General features: G+C 42.5%; 21 protein-coding genes. 11 read left to right on the top strand and 10 right to left on the bottom strand.

The features are described 5' to 3' along the window. From nuoK to AC3E9V_RS05490, 4 genes are read right to left on the bottom strand one after another with little or no spacing between them, the layout of a single operon-like run. Positions 1–309 (bottom strand): NADH-quinone oxidoreductase subunit NuoK, encoded by a 309-nt coding sequence (nuoK, locus tag AC3E9V_RS05505; RefSeq protein ID WP_488752185.1) that lies wholly within the window; start codon positions 307–309, stop codon positions 1–3. Then, entirely contained in the window at positions 306–812 is a 507-nt protein-coding gene (locus AC3E9V_RS05500; protein ID WP_488752184.1) for an NADH-quinone oxidoreductase subunit J family protein, read from the bottom strand. Before AC3E9V_RS05500 ends, nuoK begins: the two co-directional genes overlap by 4 nt. Then, entirely contained in the window at positions 796–1626 is an 831-nt protein-coding gene (locus AC3E9V_RS05495; protein WP_488752183.1) for a 4Fe-4S binding protein, read from the bottom strand. Before AC3E9V_RS05495 ends, AC3E9V_RS05500 begins: the two co-directional genes overlap by 17 nt. Beyond that, a complete protein-coding gene (locus tag AC3E9V_RS05490) occupies positions 1623–2678 on the bottom strand; it encodes a complex I subunit 1/NuoH family protein (protein ID WP_488752182.1) in 1056 nt (351 codons plus the stop codon). The genes AC3E9V_RS05495 and AC3E9V_RS05490 overlap by 4 nt, the downstream gene beginning before the upstream one ends. Before the next feature lie 232 nt (positions 2679–2910). On the opposite strand from AC3E9V_RS05490, the gene AC3E9V_RS05485 reads away from it, so the two are divergent. The 4 genes from AC3E9V_RS05485 (at position 2911) to AC3E9V_RS05470 (ending at position 5620) form a co-directional block, all read left to right on the top strand. Next, a complete protein-coding gene (locus AC3E9V_RS05485) occupies positions 2911–3381 on the top strand; it encodes a gluconokinase (RefSeq protein ID WP_488752181.1) in 471 nt (156 codons plus the stop codon). 14 nt (positions 3382–3395) lie between these two features. Then, positions 3396–4916: a serine hydrolase gene (locus AC3E9V_RS05480; protein ID WP_488752180.1), complete on the top strand. Its 1521-nt coding sequence runs from the start codon at positions 3396–3398 to the stop codon at positions 4914–4916. A gap of 64 nt (positions 4917–4980) precedes the next feature. Beyond that, positions 4981–5229, top strand: coding sequence for a DUF6364 family protein (locus AC3E9V_RS05475; protein ID WP_488752179.1), 249 nt, complete (start codon positions 4981–4983; stop codon positions 5227–5229). Next, the gene (locus tag AC3E9V_RS05470; RefSeq protein ID WP_488752178.1) at positions 5210–5620 is read left to right on the top strand and encodes a type II toxin-antitoxin system VapC family toxin; all 411 of its coding nucleotides are present in this window, start codon (positions 5210–5212) and stop codon (positions 5618–5620) included. Before AC3E9V_RS05475 ends, AC3E9V_RS05470 begins: the two co-directional genes overlap by 20 nt. 151 nt (positions 5621–5771) lie before the next feature. Here AC3E9V_RS05470 and AC3E9V_RS05465 read toward each other — a convergent pair whose 3' ends face one another. The 6 genes from AC3E9V_RS05465 to AC3E9V_RS05440 form a co-directional block, all read right to left on the bottom strand. After that, positions 5772–7511 carry a tetratricopeptide repeat-containing sensor histidine kinase gene (locus AC3E9V_RS05465; RefSeq protein ID WP_488752177.1) on the bottom strand — a complete coding sequence of 580 codons (1740 nt, stop codon included), beginning with the start codon at positions 7509–7511 and terminating at the stop codon, positions 5772–5774. A gap of 130 nt (positions 7512–7641) precedes the next feature. Continuing rightward, the gene (locus tag AC3E9V_RS05460; RefSeq protein WP_488752176.1) at positions 7642–8007 is read right to left on the bottom strand and encodes a hypothetical protein; all 366 of its coding nucleotides are present in this window, start codon (positions 8005–8007) and stop codon (positions 7642–7644) included. A gap of 174 nt (positions 8008–8181) precedes the next feature. Continuing rightward, positions 8182–9870: a sensor histidine kinase gene (locus AC3E9V_RS05455; protein ID WP_488752175.1), complete on the bottom strand. Its 1689-nt coding sequence runs from the start codon at positions 9868–9870 to the stop codon at positions 8182–8184. Between the two features lie 312 nt (positions 9871–10182). After that, a complete protein-coding gene (locus AC3E9V_RS05450; RefSeq protein ID WP_488752174.1) occupies positions 10183–10557 on the bottom strand; it encodes a hypothetical protein in 375 nt (124 codons plus the stop codon). Between the two features lie 437 nt (positions 10558–10994). Continuing rightward, complete coding sequence (locus AC3E9V_RS05445) at positions 10995–11210, bottom strand: hypothetical protein (RefSeq protein WP_488752173.1); 216 nt, start codon at positions 11208–11210, stop codon at positions 10995–10997. 281 nt (positions 11211–11491) lie between these two features. Beyond that, on the bottom strand, positions 11492–12916 hold the full coding sequence (locus AC3E9V_RS05440; protein ID WP_488752172.1) for an SLC13 family permease: 1425 nt from the start codon (positions 12914–12916) through the stop codon (positions 11492–11494). A gap of 388 nt (positions 12917–13304) precedes the next feature. Between AC3E9V_RS05440 and AC3E9V_RS05435 the strand changes: the two genes are divergently transcribed. The 7 genes from AC3E9V_RS05435 to AC3E9V_RS05405 all read left to right on the top strand — a co-directional run bounded on the left by AC3E9V_RS05435 (position 13305) and on the right by AC3E9V_RS05405 (position 22840). Beyond that, positions 13305–13838 carry a DUF4142 domain-containing protein gene (locus tag AC3E9V_RS05435; protein ID WP_488752171.1) on the top strand — a complete coding sequence of 178 codons (534 nt, stop codon included), beginning with the start codon at positions 13305–13307 and terminating at the stop codon, positions 13836–13838. A 48-nt stretch (positions 13839–13886) separates the two neighbouring features. Further along, positions 13887–16430: an ATP-binding protein gene (locus AC3E9V_RS05430; RefSeq protein ID WP_488752170.1), complete on the top strand. Its 2544-nt coding sequence runs from the start codon at positions 13887–13889 to the stop codon at positions 16428–16430. Between the two features lie 8 nt (positions 16431–16438). Continuing rightward, a complete protein-coding gene (locus AC3E9V_RS05425; RefSeq protein ID WP_488752169.1) occupies positions 16439–17794 on the top strand; it encodes a sigma-54-dependent transcriptional regulator in 1356 nt (451 codons plus the stop codon). 170 nt (positions 17795–17964) lie between these two features. Further along, entirely contained in the window at positions 17965–18522 is a 558-nt protein-coding gene (locus AC3E9V_RS05420; RefSeq protein WP_488752168.1) for a hypothetical protein, read from the top strand. 51 nt (positions 18523–18573) lie between these two features. Then, a complete protein-coding gene (locus AC3E9V_RS05415) occupies positions 18574–19467 on the top strand; it encodes a Cbp1 family collagen-binding glycoprotein adhesin (RefSeq protein WP_488752167.1) in 894 nt (297 codons plus the stop codon). Positions 19468–19560: 93 nt separating this feature from the next. After that, positions 19561–20169, top strand: a complete 609-nt coding sequence (locus AC3E9V_RS05410; RefSeq protein ID WP_488752166.1) for a porin family protein — start codon at positions 19561–19563, stop codon at positions 20167–20169. 259 nt (positions 20170–20428) lie between these two features. Next, positions 20429–22840 carry a sulfatase-like hydrolase/transferase gene (locus AC3E9V_RS05405; protein WP_488752165.1) on the top strand — a complete coding sequence of 804 codons (2412 nt, stop codon included), beginning with the start codon at positions 20429–20431 and terminating at the stop codon, positions 22838–22840. The last annotated feature ends 2 nt before the right edge of the window (positions 22841–22842 follow it).

The raw sequence follows: 22842 nt of genomic DNA, 5'->3' as shown, positions 1-22842 counted from the left end.
TCAGTTTTTCAATTCGGTCAAATCATCCAGATCAGACGACTGATAGGTTTTATAAATATTTAAAAGTATGGCTAAAGCTATTGCGGCCTCCGCTGCGGCAATGACTATTGAAAAAATGGCAAACATCTGACCATTGAGATCCGGATCCATCCGGGAGAAAGCCACCAGGTTGATGTTCGCCGCGTTTAGCATCAGCTCTATCCCGATCAGCACAAAAACCGCATTCTTTTTGATAAGGACGATCAAAAGTCCTCCGCAAAAAAGGAATGCGCCAACATACAAAAACCAACTTACAGGGATCTCACTCATGCACTATTGGATTTTTTAGCTAAAAATGCCGCGCCAACCAAAGCTACCAGCAGTATAAAGGCGATCAGCTCAAAACCCAGCAGATAATCGGTCAGAAATAACACCCCGATCTGTGTTACCTGATCTCCCGTCTGTGCAGCCCCCTGGTTAAAAGTACCTGCTGATCTGTGGATCAGTGTGACCAGAATACTGAGAAAAGCCACAAATGCCAGTGCACCGGATATGAGCCCGCGATGCCCTGTAAAAACACCCTTATCTCCTATCCGCCTGGTCAGCATTATACCAAAAATAAGCAGTACAATAACTCCCCCTGCATAGATCAGGATCTGCACCACCGCCATATATTCGGCCTGCAAGAGCACAAATAACGCTGCAATACCTAAAAGAGATACCACTACAGCAAAAGCTGCACGAATAATATCTTTAGCAAATACCAGATAGATCACCGGTAAAATCACCATCGCCGCAAAACCAAAAAACAGCAGTTTACTTATCTCCATCATCTTTTGGTTTTCGTTTTATCATGGGCTTTGGTCTGAATTTTGGCTTGGGCTTAGCTGATCCAGACTGTTCGGAAGCTTTCTTTTCCGCTCCTGCATCACCACCCTGCTGTTTCGGTTTAATAACCGGTTTTCCTCCTGTTTTAGGCTTCATCACCGGTTTAGATCCGCCACCGGTTTTTGGTTTGATAGCAGGCTTGGCACCGACTTTTGGCTTTACAGCCGGTTTCCCCTCAGCTGTTTCTGCCTTCTGTTCTTTTGCAGCAGCTTTTTGAGCTTCATATTCCTCCAGCTCTTTTCTTTTCTGAGCAATTTCCACGAGGCTCATTTCAGAAAACGAGTAAACATGATCTTCCACCTCAAACTCACTAAAGTCATAAACCTTGGTCATCGTGAGGCACTCTGTAGGACAAACAGTCGTACAAAGCCCGCAGAAGCAGCACTTCGACATATCTATGTCAAATTTAGCTGCATGGATCCGCTTGGGTGTACCGTCAGAAGTCACACCAATGGTTTCCGGTGACCGGATCGCATCTATCTCAATACAATCTACCGGACACACCTTTGCACATTTATCACAGACTATGCAGTCATCTATTTCATTATGTAAACGGTACCTTCCCGTATCGGGCACAGGAAATGACTCTGACGGATATTGCAGGGTCACTATTCCCTTATCCGCTTTGAAATAGTCATTATCTGCCACACCGATTGGTGTTCGTGACTTTCTCGCATCAGTCAGATAGCGAAACGTCAGCTTCAGCCCATCGGTCATGGTACCAAACGCATGTTTGATATTTTTGAAGTAGTTACTCATATCATCCACAATTTCCATATCCCAACTACAAACAACAACAAAATAACCGCGGGAGTTAAATACTTCCACGATAAATTCATCAGCTGATCAACGCGCAGACGTGGATATGTCCAGCGAATGATCATCATCAGAAAAATGAAGAAAGTAGCTTTACCGAAAAGCCAGATCACACCCCAAACCGGCCCGGTGGTCCAGTCTGCCAATGCCACTGACCCCATGTTTGGAAACGGGGTATTCCAACCACCGAAAAACAAAATGGCCGATAAAAATGCGATTAAAAGCATCATGGCATATTCGGTAAGCATAAATAGCCCCCAGCGAAACCCGGAATACTCGGTATGATATCCACCGATCAACTCTGATTCAGATTCAGGCAGATCAAAAGGAGTCCTGTTGGCTTCTGCCAGGCCTGAAATAAAGAAAACCAAAAAAGCAATCCAGAGTACCGGCATGGTAAAGACATTCCAGCTGAGAAAACCACCAGCTTCGGTCACATCCAGTGCTTTGATACCCAGAAAATAACTTTTCTCGCTTGTGAGAATTCCCTGCTGCATACTGATCTCCTGCAAATCCAGTGATTGGTTCACCATGACCACACAAAGCACACTCAGTCCCAGCGGGATCTCATATGAAATGATCTGTGCCACTGAGCGCATCGCACCAAACAGGGAATATTTATTATTGGATCCCCAGCCTGCCATCAGGATGCCCAGCACGTCGATCGAGACAATTGCCAGCAGATAAAACACACCGGATGAAAGCACTGCACCGGGTAGTTTCATGTTAAGAGGCAACACCGCAAACCCGGCAAAAACAGCCCCAAATACCACAATTGGCGCTACCATAAACAGCACTTTGTCGGCTGCTTTAGGTCTGATATCTTCTTTCTGAAGCATTTTGAGCAGGTCAGCAATGGTCTGAAAAAGGCCCACCGGCCCTACCTCCATCGGACCGAGGCGGTTTTGGATAAAGCCGGCTATTTTCCGCTCTCCGTAAACGCCGATCACGACGAAACCCAGTAGAAAAGGTAAATAAACAAGGAATGTGACCATTCTGACCAAATTTGCGCTAAGTTAATTGAAGCCATCTAGAACCTAAAAGGTTCACTGGTCAAATACATTTCTATTTTCACAAAATAAAATTTGCCTTTATTTTCAATTACAAAATATCTTATTCCACTTTTTAACCGCAGAGAACTTAGAGAAGCGCAGTTAAGCAGTAAAAAGCTATCACACCATTTGCATCCTTTTGAGCATTTTCTGTTAAGTGCCTATTTTAGCTGATATGAATATTGTAGTCATGGGTGTATCCGGGTCCGGAAAATCCACAATCGGTAAGCTTTTAAGCAAATCACTTAATCTCCCTTTCTATGACGGGGATGATTTTCATCCAAAGACCAATGTGGATAAAATGAAACGAGGTGAACCATTAACGGATCAGGATCGAAAACCCTGGCTGGAGCGGCTCGCTCAACTTATAAAAGAGGAAAACGGGCTTATTCTGGCCTGCTCAGCTCTAAAAGAAAGTTACCGAAAAACACTCGATGAGGCAGGAAAAATCACCTACGTGCTGCTCTATGGTTCTCAAAAGCAAATACTCGATCGGGTAAATGCCCGCGCAGGCCACTTCATGCCCCCTGAACTGCTGCAAAGCCAATTTGATACCTTAGAAATCCCGAGTGACGCCATCTATGTGGATATTTCTAAGAGTCCCGAAGAAATCGTATCTTCCGTTCTGAATCAGATTCGGAATTGAAACCCGCATTTTAATTGAAACAGTTATTGTTTGCCCTCTTTGTAGGCCTGGCTTTCTATGCATTAAGTCAGCCTGATGTAAAGACGATCGATGAATACATTGCTAAGTCCGGAGAAGCATGGGATATCCCTGGCATGGCTGTAGCCATTGTCAAAGACGGAGAAGTCCTGCTTTCCAAAGGATATGGTGTGAAGGAGAAAGGAAAAAGCGACCCTGTCAACGAAAAAACACTTTTTGCCATTGCATCAAATACTAAAGCATTTGTAGCCTCCTCCATTGCAGACCTTGTGGATAAAGGGCAACTAAGCTGGAATGACCCGGTAACGGATTACATTCCCTATTTTGAGCTATACGATCCGTACGTTACGTCAGAGGCCAGGGTTGTGGATTTGCTATGCCATAGAGTGGGGTTAGGGACCTTCAGCGGAGACCTGATGTGGTATAAATCTGACCTGTCAGTACCTGAGATCATAAAGAAAATCAAATATGTCCCTCAGGCTTATGGGTTCAGAAATGGATACGGATATTCAAATCTCATGTTTATCACCGCCGGCGAGGTAATTAAACAGGCCTCAGGTAAAAACTGGGATAAATATACAAGAGAAACCTTTTTTGAGCCTCTAGGAATGACGCGTACCATAACGAGTACCGATAAGCTTCCCCGGCTCGGCAATTATGCTTCGCCGCATAAACCTTACGAAAACGGCACGGAAGTGATCAGCTGGGTAAACTGGGATCAGACGGGTGCTGCCGGAGGGATCATTTCCTGTGTGGAGGATATGAGTAAATGGATGCTTATGAACCTGAATAATGGAGTTTGGAATGAAGATACTTTGATCAGGAAAGAAAGCCAGAACAAATTATGGACGATCCACAATAGTCGTCAGATCTCCGAAAAATCATTGGAGTTTGTCCCTGGAAGAAGTTTTTGGGGCTATGGACTGGGCTGGGAATTGCTGGACTACTATGGGAACAAAGTAGTTACCCACAGCGGCGGATACGACGGGATGTATTCCCGGGTGCTGATGGTGCCAGGAGAAAACCTGGGCATTGTAATACTCACAAACACCATGAAAGGAAATACGCTGCCTCTGGGCCTGTATATTTTAAATCAATTTACCGGAAAGGATAACCGGGACTGGTCAAAAGAGTGGCTGGAACGGTCAAAAGCTGATGACTCACAGGCCGAAACCATTGACTCACGCAAAAAGGAGCGTAAAAAGAAAATAAAACCAATCCACCCTCTGGAGGAGTACACCGGCGCTTATCATTCAGGAATGCATGGTAAGGTGTATGTCAAAGAAAAGGAAGATCAGCTATTTCTCGTATTTGAAGATAATCCCGGATTATCCGCCTCACTCACCCACTGGCACTACAATATCTGGGAGATTCACTGGAAGTACACACACGCCTGGTTTGATTTCGGCACTGTACAGTTTCTGATGGATAATAATCTGGAGGTAAAAGGCCTCCACTTTGATGTCCCTAACTACGACATCTTCTTTGATGAGATGGATTTGAAGAAAGTGGAATGATGAAATATGGAACTTTGTTACCATAAATAATTGTAATACATTTGTAATACAAACCTGTAGAAAGATGCTAAATGTCAGGATCGATAAGGAATTAGAAGAAAAGCTAAAGCAGTACAGTCAGCAAAAGAACTGCTCAAAGTCCTCTATTGTGAAAGAAGCCCTGGTTCACTATTTCACGAAAGAAGAATTGAGTAAATCTCCATTTGACCTGGGTAAGGACTTGTTTGGCCAGGAAGGAAGTGGAAACCCTGACGCCTCATCAAATTACAAAAAAACACTTAAAAAGAAGCTAGGTGAGAAGCATACTCATTGATGCAGGCCCCTTGATCGGTCTTTTTGATAAAAGTGATAAGTACCATTTAAAAGCACTTCAATTCATCAAAGAATTTAAGGGTCAGTTATGGGCCACCTGGCCCGTGATTACGGAGGTTACGCATATGTTGGATTTTAATACCAAAGTCCAACTAGCCTTTCTCAAATGGATCCGGAGGGGTGGATTACAATTATTTTCTTTAGACATTAACCATTTACCAAGAATCGTTGAGCTCACTGAAAAATACAATGATGTGCCTATGGATCTGGCTGATGCTTCTCTAATAGTTGTCTCGGAAAACACAGGGTTCACAGATGTAGCAAGCATTGATTCTGATTTTTATGTATACAGAGATATCCGGAATAATTACCTGAAGAATGTTTTTATGTAAAATATGATTCATCGGCCCTACTCTTTTCTGACCGACAGTGTTTGATCTGGGTATGCGCCCAATTTCGTGTCCCCCACGAAATTCTATGATAAAACAGACCGTGAAGACATGGTTTTGGGACGATGGTTTTGAATATGACATAGGGTTAGTCTCAAGCCTCTACTCCCACACTTTCAAACAGCGGTAGCTTCACCGTAAATGTCGTTCCCTCCTTCTCGGTGCTGCTCACCTCTATGGTACCACCATTCATCTCTACAAACTCATAAACCAGCTGCAAACCAAGCCCCAGCCCCTTCTCACCGCTTGTCCCGTAGGTACTCTTCTTATCCTGAAGCCTAAACAGCTTATGCAGCTTTTCTTTTGGGATCCCAACCCCCGTATCTGAAACCCGGATCGCTGCAAAATCACCTTTTTCGGAAGCGGAGATCGTCACCGAGCCTCCTTCCGGAGTAAATTTCAATGCATTATTGACCAGGTTTCTAAGAATGGTCATGGTGGTGTTTTTATCCACCCAAAGACTGACCGGTGAATGGATTTCACTGGAAAGCTCAATGTTTTTACCATTTGCCATGGTTTTAAGTGTCTGGACCAGCTCATCGGCCAGCTCTTTCAGATCAACCTTTTCGGGGACATTTGGAAAATGGCCCTGCTGCTGCATGGCCCAGGAAAGCAGGTTGTCCAGCAATGCCGAAACCCGCTCTACCGACTGATCGATATCGTCGGTGATTTCAAGCAGCTGATCCGTATCCTTCGTCTGTACTAAAAACTTGATCATCCGGCTGATCCCATGAAACGAGCTCACCGGTCCGCGAAGGTCATGAGAGATAATCGAGAAGAACTTGTCTTTGGTTTGATTGAGTGCTTCCAGCTCCCGCTTTTGCGTTTCCAGGATCTTGTTCGTCCTGGCTTTAGACTGGTAGTACTTATAAATGATAAAAGCAAGGATCACCAAAATGAAAGCAAATCCTGTGAGCGCAAAGAGGATGATGTTCTGGTTTCGTTTTTGTATAGTGAGCAGATCTACCTCAGCTTGTTTCTGACCTACTTCATATTCTCTCCTCAGATCGGCTATTTTTTGAATGGTTTCCTCATTATTTACACTGTCTCTATAGGCTACATACTTTTTATGAAATTTATAGGCGTTGGCAATCTGACCGTTGAGCTCATAAATTTCTGAAAGCTTAAGGCTTGCATCCTGAACCTGCTCTTTGAGCCCATTGGCCATAGCTATCTCAAAGCTCTGTTTGGCATATTTTAGTGCCTCATCATAGTTCTTCTTTTCTACATAGACATCCGCCATGTAGGTGAGGTAGGCGGAGATGCCATAGTAGTCTTCCATATCGCTCAGTATCTCAACTGCCTTACTTATATTATCTTCAGCAAGTTCATGGATTCCCTGCTCTGCATAAACCAACCCGATATTACCAAGATTGTAAGCTATACCAGCCTGGTAATGAATCTCTTCAAAAATTTTTCCTGCCTCTTCAAAATAAAACAAAGCTGAATCAAGGGATTTTACATTGTAGAACTCATCCCCAAGGTTCAGCATTACGGTCGCAAGAAATTTCAAATTATCCCCCTCTTCGAGGATATCAATAGCCCGATGATAATATGAAACAGCCTCATTATGATTTCCTGTTACAGAATAAATATCCCCAATTACAGCCAGGCTGCTAGCAACTGCTGACTTATTTTCAGCAATCTTTGCATATTCAAGACTCTTAAGGTAATGTTTAATCGCAATTGGGTAGTCACCTTTTATTCTATAAGCATTTCCAAGATGACCATATGCATAACTTTTGTGTTCATCATTGGGTGCCTCATCCAAATATATTTTAGCATAAAAAATTGCTGTGTCCGGATCATTAGCATTGAACCCTAACTTCCTCAATAAGGGAAGCCTGAGGGAATCCTCATAATCCTTGTTTTCATAGACTTGCTTTAAGCTATCAAAAAGGCGAGAATCTTGTGCATGAATACTAATTAGGGGAAATAGGATAATGCATAAGCAACAAAAGTTTTTAGCCACCGTCCCCATGCTCGATTTTTAATTTAGGATCCACCGTATGCTTCCTCCCAAATCTATCCTTAAAGGAGATAGAGTACTTCGGCTCATTTCCTATATCTGCATCTTTTTTGATCTTTCCTACCCAGAGCCTTCCTTTAAACCTGGCCTCGGGCCCAAATTTAAAATCGCTCGGATCATGAAAATCCAGTGAAGTGATCCGCTTTACTCCTGGTCCTGCATACCACAGGATCAGTTCGTTCTGTTTCGGATATCCGGTGACGGATTCGGGAGTTACCTCCTCCCAGGAAGAGTCGTCATCTGAAAAATAGAGCTTGCCATCCTTGTATTTAAGGATGTTCACTACTGCATAATGTGCCATGATAGATTGGTTTAGGCGAAAAAAACGTTGCCCTAAATTAGTAAAAATACTTTAGCTTGTCAGAAAAGACCCGCTCTATCTGAAAATTATTCAAGCACAACAAAGCTGGTAGTCATGGCATGACTCTTTCCTGATTTACAAATCGAGAAAAAACAGGCATTAATTCGACAGCCCTCAGACCTCCACACCCACACTTTCAAACAGCGGGAGCCGAATGGTGAATGCAGTTCCCTTGCCTTCCTCGCTTTCAACGGCTATGCTGCCCTGATTCATCTCTACAAACTCATAAACCAGCTGCAAGCCTAGCCCCAGCCCTTTTTCACCACTGGTTCCATAGGTACTTTTTTTGTCCTGAAGTTTAAATAGCTTGTTTAACTTCTCTTTGGGGATCCCAACTCCCGTATCGCTGACCCGGATCTCCGCAAAATCCCCCTCGGCTAAGGCTGAAATAGATACGGAGCCCCCTTCTGGTGTGAATTTCAATGCATTGTTAACCAGGTTGCGCAAGATCGTCATGGTGGTGTTTTTATCCACCCACAGGTTGATCTCTTCATCCACCTCAGCAGAAAGGTTGATATTTTTTCCCTGCGCCATGGTATTCAGCGTTTTCACCAGGTCATCAGTAAGCTCATGGAGGTTGATCTTCTCCGGCACATTGGGAAAGTGCCCCTGCTGCTGCATGGCCCATTGCAGCAGGTTGTCCAGCAGACTGGACAAGCGATCTACAGACTGATCAATGTCATCAGCCACCTCCAATAGCTGATCGGTTTCTTTGGACTCTACCAGGTACTTGATCATCCGGCTGATGCCGTGAAACGAACTTACTGGTCCTCTCAGGTCATGAGAGATGATGGAGAAAAACTTGTCTTTGGTTTGGTTAAGCGCTTCAAGCTCCTGTTTTTGGTTCTCAAGGATCTTATTGACGCGGGCTTTCGACTGGTAGTACTTGTAGATGATCAGTGCCAGCACGATGAGGATCATCGCAAAACCTGCCACCGCAAAAAGGATGAGCTGCTGGTTACGCTTTTCTACATTTAGCAGGTCTACTTCAGCTTGTTTTTGCGCTACTTCAAATTCTTTTTGTTGGTCGGCTAGTTTGCGGATAAGGTCGGCGTTTACAAGGCTATCTCGCACTGTGATATAATAGCTTTGATATTCGAAAGCTTGCTTATAATTTCCTAAAGCTTTATGGATGTTACATAGGATTTCAGTGCCATCCATAATACGTTCTTTGAAGCCATTTTCTTTTGCTAAGCTCAAACCGGATTGAGCTAAAGGAAGCCCTAAAGCAAATTTCCTGTTTTCGTAATAAATTCTTGCTTGCTGGAGTTCGAAATCTGCTATGGCATAATTATCCTTGTACTTTTTAAGAATTTGCATAGCTGTATCTAGTCCGATCTCAGCTCCATTAAAATCTCCTAATGCAGCTAAAGCCAGAGATAAATTACCCTCAGCATACGACCAATAATAATCAGCATATTTTATATCTAATTCTTGAAAAATTCTTTTTGCCTGATTGCTGAAGTAAATTGATGAATCCTGAGAGCCATTCTTATAGTGGCTGTACCCAAGAGAAATGTATGTTGTCCCTAATCTAAGAGAATCCTTAAGGTTAGTGAAAATACTTACCGCCTTATCAAGATATTTTAACGATTGATCGTAATCTTCATTAGTACTGTATACATGTGCTATATTGGAAAATGTAATACCCTTTCTTCGATCGGTATCAGCATAACTTAAACTCTTAAGATAGAATGATAGAGACCTTTCTAACTCCCCTTTATCTTGATATGCACCTGCTATATAAATGTAAGCAGGATGGATCTTATGATCATGACCAACCACTGAAGCCAAGTCCATCATCAAAGTAGCATAATATATTATTGAATCGCTATTATGTTCATTTTCCAATATTTTATCAAGCAAAAAAATACTGGTAGAATCGCTTGATGACTTCTTAAACTCATCTTTTAGACTATCAGCTTTGATTTGATCTTGGCAAAAGGAAACTCTTACCAAACCCAGGTAAAATAAGAATGCTAAAAAAAACAGAGTCTGTTTTTTATTGAATAACTCCATTCAATTTGGATATTAATATATGAAGTTAGTGAAAATGAATTAAAAAGGGCCAGATGTTCAATCGGCCCTTTAAACTTTAAAACTAATTAATGATCATCATTCTCCATCATCCGGTGGAGTCTCTATTTCCGGATCATACTCCTTCATTCCACCCCCTCCTTCAGGTTGAACTTTAATAGTATACTTATCTGATAACCCTCGAGCTACTCCGTTTTTCACCCGGCCTTTCGGTTCCTTGGTATCATTATCACGAATATCGCTATTCGAAATGATATTTCCCTTATCAAATTTAATCTGCACCTTTTGAATAGAGGCATCAGCTATCCAGTCTACTTCATCATCAGAGTCCACCTGGGAGGTAGGTGAATCAGGAGTTACTTTAGACCAGGATTGTTGGTCGGTGCTCCACTGGAGCTCATAATCAGGCTCGGTTCCTACTAATTTTAAATAGATCTTAATTGTGTTTGCCATAAGTTTAAGTTGGTTTGGCGGTAAAACATAGATTTAAAATCAAATGATCATTATATCAAATGATGGTCCAATATATCAATTGATACAATACAAACCGGATAGCGTTGTGGTTTTGTGTGAGGCAGTTCGACGAACAGGTCTTTTTAGGCTTTAAAAATCATTATTTAATGGCATTAAATTATCATTAAGCTTTATAAACCGTTCCTGATGCACCCACCCGTAGAATTTGTTTTTTATCCGCTGAGAATCCGGAGAAAACTATAGCTTCTAAGTGGTTTCAGGACAAAATGAACCCCTCTGCGGAACTTCACTTTATCTGCGGTTTACTTTTTGATATCACAATTGCTCCACTGCATATTGATCCTGTTTCCCCTGGCTAAAATAAAAAGGGGTGCCGAATGTCAGCACCCCTTTCCGATTTGAACTATATGCTTATGTTAATTGTCTGTTTTCTGAAGGTTTTTGTGGATCAGCCACCTTACGGTTAGCATCCTCGAAACCCTGGAAGGATCCTCTGCACGTGAAATGTTTTTATCTACGTGACGCATAATCCGGGTCATACAATCACCAAGTAGTTCCTGCTCCTCTGCTCTCAGATCATTAAAGATATTGTAACTGATCTTGTCTCTTTTTTGGTTCGCTGCTGGCTTCATAGTCTCGCTTCTTATCGTTCTGAATTTCTTTATATCAAATATTCCTACTTTAAACCAAATAACAAACAAACCGGAAGTCAACTGGAATAATCATGACTGAACCGGAAAATATTTATCATAAAGTAAGGCGAACCAGCTTATTTGCTTAATAATTAAATTAATTAAGGTTGAAAATTCAGAATATTATACCTTAATATTAAATTTATATAGAATAATATTCTGTTTATAGGTACGGAAACGTCATAACTCAAATTAAATTACGTTCTTTTTGCAATTTCATTTTACCAGATCAAAGGCATCAGAAAGTATGTATAGAGGGTAACCACCAGGATAGAAGCCAGATTAAGAACCACACCTGTCCTTACCATATCCCGCATTTTCAGATAGCCAGCTCCAAAGACAACAGCATTAGGCGGAGTAGCTACAGGGAGCATAAAGGCACATGAAGCCGAAATGGTAGCAGCTACCATGATCACCAGAGGATCCACTCCTACTGCCACGGCCACCGGAGCCAAAATCGGGAGGATCATCGATGTAGTAGCTACATTAGAGGTAATCTCTGTCATGAAGTTTACCATACCTACCACCACCAGGAGAATCAGCAGTATGCTTAAACCATCCAGGGCTCCTAAGTGCCCTCCGATCCATTCGGCAAGACCTGTTTCTTTAAAACCTTGTGCAATAGCTAACCCGCCTCCGAATAACAAAGCTATACCCCAGGGGATCTTTACTGCAGTTTTCCAATCCAAAACCCTTTTACCATCGCGAGCCGGAAGCAGGAACAAAGAAACTGCAGCTGCTATGGCTATAATGGTATCATCCAGGGCGGGCAAAAAAGGGTTTATAATAAATGAACGAGTGATCCATAAGAAAGCAGTGGTGACAAAAACAATCAGGACCAATCGCTCTTCCTTAGAAAGCTTGCCTAATAAAGCCAGCTGACGCCTGATCTCCTCTTTACCACCTGCCAGACTACCTCGTTCCAGCCTGAATGCAAAGCGTGTCAGGTAAATCCAGGTGATCGTCAGCAAGATCAAAGAAAGAGGGAAAACCAAAAGCATCCACTCTGAAAATATCAACTCCAGATCATAATATTCCTTTACCACACCCGCCAGGACAAGATTAGGAGGAGTACCGATCAGGGTAGATATCCCGCCTATAGAAGCGGAATAACCTATCCCAAGCATCAACGCCTTCCCAAAAGCCTCGCTTACTCCCTTTTTACTCACTTCATTGAGCTGACTCACTACGGCGACTGCTATGGGCAGCATCATCACACTCGTGGCAGTGTTTGATATCCACATAGACAGAAAAGCGGTGGCCACCATAAAGCCCATCACTATTTTCCGAGCATCAGAGCCCACAAGGTTGACCGTATTGAGTGCAATGCGCCTGTGCAAATCCCATTTTTCGATCGCTTTAGCAAGAATAAATCCTCCGATGTACAAAAAGACAAACTTATGGCCATAAGCTGATGTCGTTTTCTCTATAGACAATCCCCCCGATAAAGGGAACAGAATGATTGGTAACAGGGATGTGACCGGGATGGGTATCGCCTCGCTTATCCACCAAACGGCAATCCAGATTGTGGCTGCTAAAACGGACTGAGCTTCTGGGCTCATTCCCGGAAAGGCATCGGACGATAAAATGATCAGAAAGGCCAAAGGACCAGCTATCAGCGAAATAATACGTTTTCTGTTTGACATAGATTCTTTAGATGAACACACAAATTACCAAAATGAGAATTTAATTTTCAAAATGAGGATTAAACCCAGAAATAACCAAATTTATCACCCTTACAATACATTGATTATCAATAGGTTATAGTCATATTAATATATTAGGCATGCCTTGTGCTCTTATATGGCTAATATATCCATAAGGGAAATACTGCCGATCCTCATAATCGGCTATGGAGTCATAAACCGGGACGCTTGTCCCGGTTTATCGTTTAACCTGGATTATACAGATAGAATATTTGAAGTATTATGTCAAAGTATTCTATTGTAGAATGACGAAAACTTTTCTGACATGGAAAGTTTTGTCAGGGTAAAAGAAAAGGAACAAAATTACCTGAAGTTAAAAATTAAAACTATGAAAACTTTTACTACACTGTTTTTAGGTTTAATCATATTGGCAGGCTGTCAATCAAACAGCTACTATGCCGCTCAAAACACCAATCAGAAGCGATTTGATGGATGGAATAGAGAGGACGCAGAATTTCTGATGACTACTCATGACCGGGTGTTGCTCTCAGAAGCTTTATCAGAGACGGCTGAAGCAAAGGCAAACCTGAGGGAAACCTATGTACTTGCCCAGGACGTCCAGGATATTGTTGAAGATCTTTTGCTGAAGTTTAAGTTGGAGGCTGCCGTAAAGCGGGTAAAGCTTGCCAGTGCGCTGAGTGAGCCAAGCGATGAGTATGTACAAAAGCTGGAAACAATAAAACCGGAAAACTTTGATGTGATTTATTACCAATATTTAAATAAAGCCCTTAGTGAAATCAATCAAAAGGCTGATCGGTATATAAGTGAGGGACATACACCCCGGATTAAAGAATTTGCAAAGGATTTGAAAGATTCCATTGCTCCGATTCTGGCAAGAACCGAAAAGACCGATTTATCCTGATTGATTTATAACACTGTCTCCTCCCGGGCGTTAATAATGATACACTAAATGCAGTTATCAAGTTTGAGGAGAAATCAGATTGCCAGCCTTCTTGGGTTTACCCTTATTGTTCTGACAATTTCAGTAGCAGGGGCAGGGTATTTTACTTACTTAAACCTCAATAAAATTGTATACCGATTAGAAACGGACAATTTGCCGGACAATAATCTTCTTCTTTATAAAGAGATCATGGTAGCCTTAACTGGCATGGAAAATCAGGTTGAGTTTTATCAGCTTACTGAGGATGACCTTTACCTCGATAATTACAATACTTACACCGAGAAGGTATCTTTCTTCCTGGACTCTATCAACAAGCAAAACAGAGAAGATGAGGATCTCCTGGCATTTAATGACTCACTGGCGCACCTGATAGACCGAAAAACCGACGTACTCAACAAGCTCCTGAAACTCAGCCCGGAGATCGCTGAAAATGACCTCTCCAGCTTACAACAAAAGCTTGAGGAAATCCCCGAAATTGTCAAAGAAGATGCATCTCAATCTGCAGATTCCATTGTTTCTTCCCGAATAAATAACGACTCTTTAAGTCAGGAAGAGTCCATCAAAGAAGAACCTGAGGAAGAGGATAATCGCGGATGGCTAAAAAAACTTTTCAGCAAGAAAAAAGAAAAAGACGATGAGACAGATGAGCAAGATGGGATCGCTTCTGAGCCTTCAAATACCGTAGCCCAGGAGCGCCAGGTGAAAGACAGCATCCTCACCGCCAAAGCCCACCGCTACCGGACAGAGCTATCTAACGAAATCCGGAAAATCAGGGCCAGCTCTGAATACGCACGAAAAGAAATGAAAACCAGGCAAATGGAACTGGAAACCAGTCATTTTCGAATCCAGAACCAGATCATGGACCTCATTTCTTACCTGGAATCCCGGGAAGCTCTGAAGCTGGAACTAAACACACTTCATGCTAAAGAAATAACCAGTAAGACCAATCAACAGATTCTCACCTTTACCATTCTGGGGACACTGCTTCTGCTTACCAGTCTGATCATTTTGCTTAACTACTATAATAAAAGCATGAAATACCAGGAGCTACTGGAAGACTCTAAAAAATCTACAGAGACACTCGCCAAGGCCAAAGAACGGTTTTTTGCTAATATGAGCCATGAGATCCGCACACCCATGAACGCTATTTCAGGGTTTTCTAAAATCCTCCTCAGGTCAGAGCTTGGCGCTGACCAGCGAGAACAGGTCGAGATTATCAGCAAGTCTTCCGAGCATCTCCTAAAGCTACTGAATGACATCCTGGATTTCTCAAAACTGCAGGCCGAAAAGCTGCAGTTGGAAACATCTCCATTTAACACAGATGAGCTGTTTCGCGACACCATGAAAATCCTTCAGGAAAGTGCAGACCGGAAAGGACTCAAGCTGATCTACACATCCGAAGGCCTGCCAAAAGTAGTGATCGGTGATCCTTACAGGTTAAGGCAGATACTGATCAACCTGCTTAATAACGGAATCAAATACACTGAGAATGGTGAAGTGAGGCTTTCAGTCAGTTCAAAAAATACGAATAACGAGGCATTGATCACCATCCAGGTTTCAGATACCGGTATCGGTATACCAAAGGACCAGCAGTCAAGACTATTCAGGGAGTTTCAGCAGGCTAATCAAAGCTCATTTTCGAAAGGCACCGGCCTGGGACTCGCCATTACAAAAAAACTTGTATTACTTCACAAAAAAGGAAAAATTGACTTAAAAAGTGAGGAAGGAAAAGGAACCACCATTACCATTAATCTTGCCTGCCAGATCGGTGATGAGAATCAAAAAATCAACAATGAAGTCCCTCAATCACCTACCCTCGGTAAACTAAAAGCCCTCATAGCCGATGATGAACCCTTCAATGTAAAGCTCCTGACCACACTGCTGGATCGGCATAATGCCAGCTATGATGAAGCATATGATGGAGAAAAGGCTTTGAGGCTCCTGACTAAAAACACTTACGATGTGATCCTGCTAGACCTGAAAATGCCTAAGAAAAACGGATGGGAGATCGTAAAAGAAATACGTGCCGGAAAAGGGCCCAACAAACGAAAGCCATTTATAGCATTAACAGCCACCGTCTCAAAACTGGAAGAAGAACAAAGCGAAGCATACGGGTTTGACCACATCTTGCGAAAACCTTTTGATGAAAAACAACTTTTTGAGATTATAGCTAAAGAAACTAATAAAGCGGAACTTACGAATGTAAAAGGCGCAGAGATAGATTTGTCCCTGCTTCATCAAATGGGTGACAGAGCCTTTGTTAACGAAATGGTAGAAACTTTTATCAGCAGCGCTGAGTCTGGCATGAAATCAATGGAAGAAAACCTCCGGAAAAAGAAGTTTGACCAAATCGCCATTACCGCCCACCGTATAGTCGCACCAGCCAGGCATTTTAAAGCTACCAAGCTGGTAGGCATGCTCAAAAGCCTCGAAAACAGAGCAGAAAAAGAAGACAAAACCATTTCTGCAGAAACCATAAATCAGATTAAACTAGAGTTATCTTTGACTTGTGACGCTTTGAGAGAATCCTTAGAAAACGAACCTGCAAAGTAAATCCAACTATGAGTAGCAAGCCATTTACCATTTTTGTGGTTGAAGATGATGATTGGTACAGAAAACTCCTCCATCATAACCTGACACTGAACCCGGACTACCAGGTAGAAGTTTTTGAAAATGGAGAGAAGTTCCTGACCTACCTGAAAGAAAAGCCTGATGTAGTTACGCTCGACTATAAGCTTCCTGACATCAATGGTGAAGACCTCCTTAGGAAGATCAAAGCATATGACCCATCCATAGAAGTGCTGATCATCTCTGAGCAGAATGAAATAGAAACTGCCGTAAAACTGCTAAAAGCAGGTGCCTATGACTACATTACCAAAACCGAAGATATTCGGGACCGCCTGCTTAATGTCGTTCAGCACATCCGCAAAAACACTTCGCTGCAATCTAAAATTGAAACTTTACAGTCTGAGGTAGAGAAAAAATATGACTTCCAAACCTCCATCATCGGCCAAAGTGCGCCCATGAAAAAGGTCTTCCAGATGATGGAAAAAGCAACAACCAATAATATTTCGGTGATCATAAGCGGGGAAACAGGTACGGGAAAAGAAATGGTGGCTAAATCTATCCACTATAACTCCTCCCAGAAAAAAAAGCCCTTTGTAGCCGTAAATATGAGCGCCATCCCAAAGGAACTTGCAGAGAGTGAACTCTTTGGCCATGAAAAAGGCGCCTTTACCGGAGCAGCAAGTCGGCATACGGGCAAGTTTGAACAGGCCAATGGCGGCACCCTGTTTTTAGATGAAATAGGAGAAATGGATCCGCACTTACAAGCCAAGCTTCTCCGCGCCCTTCAGGAAAAGGAAGTTATTCGTGTAGGGGGAACCGAATCTGTAAAAGTAAACTGCCGCATCATTGCTGCCACGCATAGAAATCTGCTGGAGGAAATGAAAAAAGGAAACTTCCGTGAGGACTTGTATTACAGGCTTTATGGATTGCCAATCGATCTTCCCCCACTCCGCGACAGAGATAAGGATGTCATTATCCTTGCTAAACGCTTTGCCGAGGATTTCTGCAAAGAAAATAACATGGCGCCAAAAGCCTTTACCAGAGATGCTTTGCATAAATTGATGACCTACCAGTTTCCAGGCAATATCAGGGAGCTAAAATCCATTGTAGAGCTGGCAGCAGTGATGTCCGAACAGCCTGAAATCACTTCAGAAGATATCTCTTTTACACAATCTGACCCGGTTACCGACCTCTTTGACGAAGACCTGACCATGAAAGAATATGAACTCAGAATTGTGAAGATGTATCTGAAAAACCACAATGACGACATTAAGAAAGTTGCTAAACTTTTGGATATCGGTCAGTCCACCATCTATCGTATGCTCAAAGAAGATAAAAAGGAAGCGTAAACCCAAAATGAGAACTCCATTCTCAAAAAGAGAAAATATCGAAAAACCCCAAAAGGTAAGGTGCTGATTACAAGCAATTTACACATAAAAAATAGTTTGGAACGTAATTGGCTACAGAGTGTTTGCGAATGAATATCATCTGAATTGATATATCAAAACGCATAACAGTCATGAATAAAATAAAACTTTTATCGCTTTTCGGATTAACTATTTTGTCGGTAAATGCTTTGGCTTCAGGCCAAAACGATCCAAAGGAGGATGGTATCCTGGATGCCACGCCCCCTACACTATCCATCAAAGCATACAATTACAATACAGCCATTGGTGTACGTGGGGTCGGTACTTCTGGAATCACCATCAAGCATTTTACAGCCAGAGATGAGGCTGTAGAGGGGATTATTGGTTTTGGGCCGGGTGCATTTTCACTGACGGCCTTATGGGAAAAGTATAACAATGCTTTTGATGCACCCGGATTGTCCTGGTACTATGGTATAGGCGGCCACCTCGCCATCCAGACAGACTGGGTTTATTATGACGGCATACGCCAATACAGGCGATCAGAAGGAGACTTTGGGATAGGTGTAGACGGCATTTTTGGTATGGAGTACAAAATAAATGAAGTGCCTATTGCTGTAAGCCTGGATGTGAAGCCATTTCTGGAGGTAACAACAAATGGCGACGCATACCTGGCCATAGACCCTGGAGTGGGAGTAAAATTCACCTTTTAACAAATGAATCTAAGACTATAAGACTAATAGAAAATAAATCACCATAAAATTATGAAACGAACAAATCAAAAATACCTGTTAGTAACCACCATGTTGGTGGGATCACTACTGTTTTCGTCATGTGACAGAAAAGAGAGAGAGCAGCTAAAATCCAAAGCTGATATGCTGGAGCAACAGCTGCATGAGCGAGATTCAGCCTTTAACTCTATTATGAATGTAATGGCTGATGTAGAAAGTCAGATCGAAGAGATCAAGGCTCAGGAAAAACTCATCTCCACGAAAAGTTCCGGAGATTTTTCTGAAAGCAGTGGAGAAGGTATGGTAGCTGATCTGAAAAAGATCAATGATCTAATTAATAATACCAACCAGAAAGTAGCTTCATTGAGTGACAAGCTCGAAAGTTCTAACCTGGAGCTAACCGCTTTCAGAAGAAAAGTAAATCAGATGAGTACAGACCTGAAAGAGCGCGAAACAGCTCTGTCTCAACTCAGGGAAGAGTTGGAATCTAAAAACCAGCACATCGCTGAGTTGAATACGGAAGTTTCCAGCCTTGTCACGAGAGTACAATTGCAAACAGAAACAATTGACGTACAGACCAAGGAGCTGGAAGATCGTGAAGAAAAACTCAATACAGCCTATTTTGCGGTAGACAACGAAAAGAAACTTAAAGAAGAAGGCTTGGTAACTAAAGAAGGAGGTTTTCTCTGGATCGGTCGCACAACCGAACTAAAGGCAGATGCTGCTCAGGATAAATTTACCGAAGTAGATATTCAAAACACCAAACGATTCTACATAGACAGTGATAAAATGGAGATCGTTACCGAGCACCCATCCGAAAGCTACAAACTTGTCAATGAAGCGGATAAGGTGAAATACCTGGAAGTAACTGACCCGGAAGCCTTCTGGAAAATCTCCAAGTATCTTGTAATAAGCATTAAAAGCTAAATCAGGTGCAGTGTTTTGCACAACGTCCAAAGCCCGGCAGGTTGGGGCCGGGCTTTTTTTTAAAACTTTTTCTAACATAAAAACAATAGAACCATGAGAACCCGATTACCCCTTATATTGATCCTTATCACTCTTTCATTATCTGCTTTCTCGCAGAAAACAGGAATAAAAGGAGGAGTCAACTTCACAAACCTTTATGTAGATAATGTGGATGATGAAAACATGAAAGTCGGATTCAATGCCGGTTTATATCACCGCGCTGAGCTTACAGAGTTCTTTGCGGTTCAGCCGGAGTTTTTGTTTACCCAAAAAGGATCCGAAATACAATACAGCAACTTCCTGGGAGGAAGCGGAAAGTATCGCTTCAATCTAAATTACCTGGAAGTTCCCGTGCTGGGTGTTTTGAAGCTGGGAAACTTCAATATACACGCCGGACCATACCTGGGACTACTCATAGGTGCCAATGTGAAAGATGTAGATGACGATGGGAGCATCAACAATATCGAGTCTCTGGACAGGGATGATTTCAACACATTAGATACCGGAGTTGCAGCTGGTTTTGGTTTCGACTTTCCTGATGGCACACTCGGTATTCGATACAATTATGGTTTCCAGGAAATTGGAAAAGATGAAACAGCTGGTGATGCTACTGAAAACAGTAAAAACTCCGCTCTGCAGCTATACCTGGGATTTGATTTCTAGTGCCTAATGGCACAAATAATCAACCAAGACGAAAAATTCCTCTTCAAGGAAATTTTTGTCAGGGTAAATAGAAACAACGAACTGGCGATCAACTATTTGCGACACATTTTAAATGTAGTTTAATTCTACAACTTAACACTAGTACTCGATTCCTATACATAGATCCGCTGAAAAGCAGACCCCCGAGCCATGAAGGCCGGGGGTTTTTTGTTTCATTTTTTTTAAAATAACGGGAAGTATTTGTTACTTAGCTGTAAGGATGCAACGATTCAAACAGCCTGTTAAACTAACACTGGCATTTACCATCAGCCTGATCATCTGCCAGGTAGCTCTGGGCCTTTTGACCAGTAGTAACCCCGTGGTTTATACCACAGCAGCAGAATTCCTTCAGGCAATGGCTTATTTGCTGATTTTTTGCTTTCGGGTCGGACTAGTAGTTAGCATTTTATATCTCATTACCTGTTGGTTATCAGAGCGCCTGGCGTTCCTGACTGTAATGACGGCACTAACTCTCGTGCTTTTGATGCACATTTCGCTGGTCAGCTATTTATTACAAACGGGGATATTACTTGGCGCTGACTTTTGGGGCTACTCACCTGCTGAAATTACCCACACCATTGGTTCTTCCGGAGGCATTTCGTTCCGGGGAATCATCATTTGGACATTAGGGCTTACAACCTTTATTGGCTTTAGCTACTGGGTTAACCAACTCAGATTACCAGGATCCCTGGCCACCGTCTTTCCAATCTTGTTCGCACTTTCTTATTTCATACCCGGCCCATCCTCTTACCAGTTTGATAGTGAGCAAGCTTACTCATATGTAAAAAACCCTACCACCCATTTCATAAAGGAGAGCTTCAGCCAGCTTTTGGGTCCCAAAGCAACAACAGAAAACTTCGACATATCCGAATATCCTTTTTTACGCCCTTTTGATGAACCGAATACACTGGGTAAATACCTTCCTGAAAGCGACCCCCTGCCAAATATTGTAATTATTGCGGTAGAAGGCCTGGGCGCTGACTTCCTGACCGGAGGAAACTACGAGGGCTTTACGCCATTTTTAGACTCATTGACAAGTCACGGTCTATTCTGGCAAAACTGTCTGAGTAATTCCGGCCGGACATTCGGAGTATTGCCCTCCATTCTGGGGTCTCTCCCTTACGGAAAATCCGGATTTATGAACATGGGAGTAAACATGCCAGACCACGTCACACTTTTCAGTATCCTGAAGCAAAACGGTTATCATACCTCATTTTTCTATGGAGGCAATGCCAACTTTGATCAGCAGGATGTATTTCTGGAGCGACAAGGACTGGACTACATTATGGATGAATCCAAATTTCCACTCGCTTACCATAAAATGGCCTCAAATGAGAAAGGCTTTAGCTGGGGGTTTGCCGACCGGGAAGTGTTTGACTACAGCGTTGAAAAATTAAAAGAATTTCCAAAAGGTCCCAGGGCATCTTTTTACCTGACACTTACTACCCATGAACCATTCATCGTACCCGATGATAAATTCCGTACCAAAGCCAGCGAGATTTTACAATCTGATAAGATCAATGAAAAAAATAAACCCATTTACGAAAGCTATATTGAGGTTTTTGAATGCCTGCTATACACGGACAACAGCATTAAAACCTTAATGTCCGCTTACAAAAATCTGCCCGGCTACCATCAGACTATATTTATCATCACGGGTGATCACCGTCTTATACCTGTCCCGGCAGAAAATCGGCTGAAAAGGTTTCACGTTCCTCTGCTCATTTATTCGCCAGGTCTCGCAAAACCTCTCAAGACGCAATCTTTGGTAGCACATTCCCAGGTTTCCCCATCTCTGCTGACTTACCTGAAAAAGTCATGTAACCTTACCGTACCATCCCAAACCTCCTTCATTTCGGGTGCGCTGACCGATCAATCCTTTCCGGGTACATTAGATATACCTCTTATGAGAAACAAAAATGAAATCAAGGAATACGTTTACGAAACAATGCTGCTTTCTGATGACAAGCTATTTGAGATTACACCAGAGCTCCTCCTTCGCCCCACCCAAGATGAACAGCTCACTGATCAACTCCGAAACAGACTCGCTTTATTTCAAGCTAAATCAACTGTAGCACTAACTGAAAACAAACTCATCCCGGACTCACTATCCGAAACTAAAAAGCATCTTTATTTTGAGCTGAGCGAAAATGAGAAACAATTTCTGAAAGAAAACGGCTTTTTGAACCTCTCACCTGATTCATTATACTTCAAAGCCAGGAACCTTGCTTTGGATCGGTCTTTCTCGAAGAGCAGAGCCCTGATCAGGTTGGGTCTAAACAGCAGCCCTAACTACCATGACCTGAGGGTCCTGCTTTCGAGAACCTATTCCTGGGATGGAGACTATAAAACAGCCAGGTTTCATCTGGATGAAGTTTTTAAACGTGCTGAACACTACGAAGATGCGTATATTGCTCTGAGTGATTTACATTACTGGGAAAAGGATCCGGACAGCTCGCATCTGGCTGCCCAGAAGGGGTTGGGGCAATATCCGCAAAGTATAGAGCTCCTGGTCAGGTTAGGTAGAGCACAACTGGCACTGGGCGATGAAGCTGGAGGAAAAAGATCTCTGAATAAAGTGCTGCGATCAAACCCGGATCATAGCATGGCAAAACAACTTTTACAAAAGTAGCA

The organism is Marinoscillum sp. HNIBRBA16962, assembly GCF_057801515.1.
The sequence above is the reverse complement of the archived record's forward strand: the minus strand, read 5'-3'. Positions and strand labels throughout refer to the sequence as shown.

Bases quoted from the DNA above. Each gene is read 5' to 3' on its own strand.
- AC3E9V_RS05460 (WP_488752176.1), bottom strand. From the start codon at position 8,007: ATGGCACATTATGCAGTAGTGAACATCCTTAAATACAAGGATGGCAAG.
- AC3E9V_RS05450 (WP_488752174.1), bottom strand. From the start codon at position 10,557: ATGGCAAACACAATTAAGATCTATTTAAAATTAGTAGGAACCGAGCCT.
- AC3E9V_RS05440 (WP_488752172.1), bottom strand. From the start codon at position 12,916: ATGTCAAACAGAAAACGTATTATTTCGCTGATAGCTGGTCCTTTGGCC.
- AC3E9V_RS05435 (WP_488752171.1), top strand. From the start codon at position 13,305: ATGAAAACTTTTACTACACTGTTTTTAGGTTTAATCATATTGGCAGGC.
- AC3E9V_RS05475 (WP_488752179.1), top strand. From the start codon at position 4,981: ATGCTAAATGTCAGGATCGATAAGGAATTAGAAGAAAAGCTAAAGCAG.
- AC3E9V_RS05455 (WP_488752175.1), bottom strand. From the start codon at position 9,870: ATGATGGACTTGGCTTCAGTGGTTGGTCATGATCATAAGATCCATCCT.
- AC3E9V_RS05485 (WP_488752181.1), top strand. From the start codon at position 2,911: ATGAATATTGTAGTCATGGGTGTATCCGGGTCCGGAAAATCCACAATC.
- AC3E9V_RS05410 (WP_488752166.1), top strand. From the start codon at position 19,561: ATGAGAACCCGATTACCCCTTATATTGATCCTTATCACTCTTTCATTA.
- AC3E9V_RS05490 (WP_488752182.1), bottom strand. From the start codon at position 2,678: ATGGTCACATTCCTTGTTTATTTACCTTTTCTACTGGGTTTCGTCGTG.
- AC3E9V_RS05430 (WP_488752170.1), top strand. From the start codon at position 13,887: ATGCAGTTATCAAGTTTGAGGAGAAATCAGATTGCCAGCCTTCTTGGG.
- AC3E9V_RS05495 (WP_488752183.1), bottom strand. From the start codon at position 1,626: ATGAGTAACTACTTCAAAAATATCAAACATGCGTTTGGTACCATGACC.
- AC3E9V_RS05420 (WP_488752168.1), top strand. From the start codon at position 17,965: ATGAATAAAATAAAACTTTTATCGCTTTTCGGATTAACTATTTTGTCG.
- AC3E9V_RS05405 (WP_488752165.1), top strand. From the start codon at position 20,429: ATGCAACGATTCAAACAGCCTGTTAAACTAACACTGGCATTTACCATC.
- AC3E9V_RS05445 (WP_488752173.1), bottom strand. From the start codon at position 11,210: ATGAAGCCAGCAGCGAACCAAAAAAGAGACAAGATCAGTTACAATATC.
- AC3E9V_RS05500 (WP_488752184.1), bottom strand. From the start codon at position 812: ATGATGGAGATAAGTAAACTGCTGTTTTTTGGTTTTGCGGCGATGGTG.
- AC3E9V_RS05425 (WP_488752169.1), top strand. From the start codon at position 16,439: ATGAGTAGCAAGCCATTTACCATTTTTGTGGTTGAAGATGATGATTGG.
- AC3E9V_RS05415 (WP_488752167.1), top strand. From the start codon at position 18,574: ATGAAACGAACAAATCAAAAATACCTGTTAGTAACCACCATGTTGGTG.
- nuoK (WP_488752185.1), bottom strand. From the start codon at position 309: ATGAGTGAGATCCCTGTAAGTTGGTTTTTGTATGTTGGCGCATTCCTT.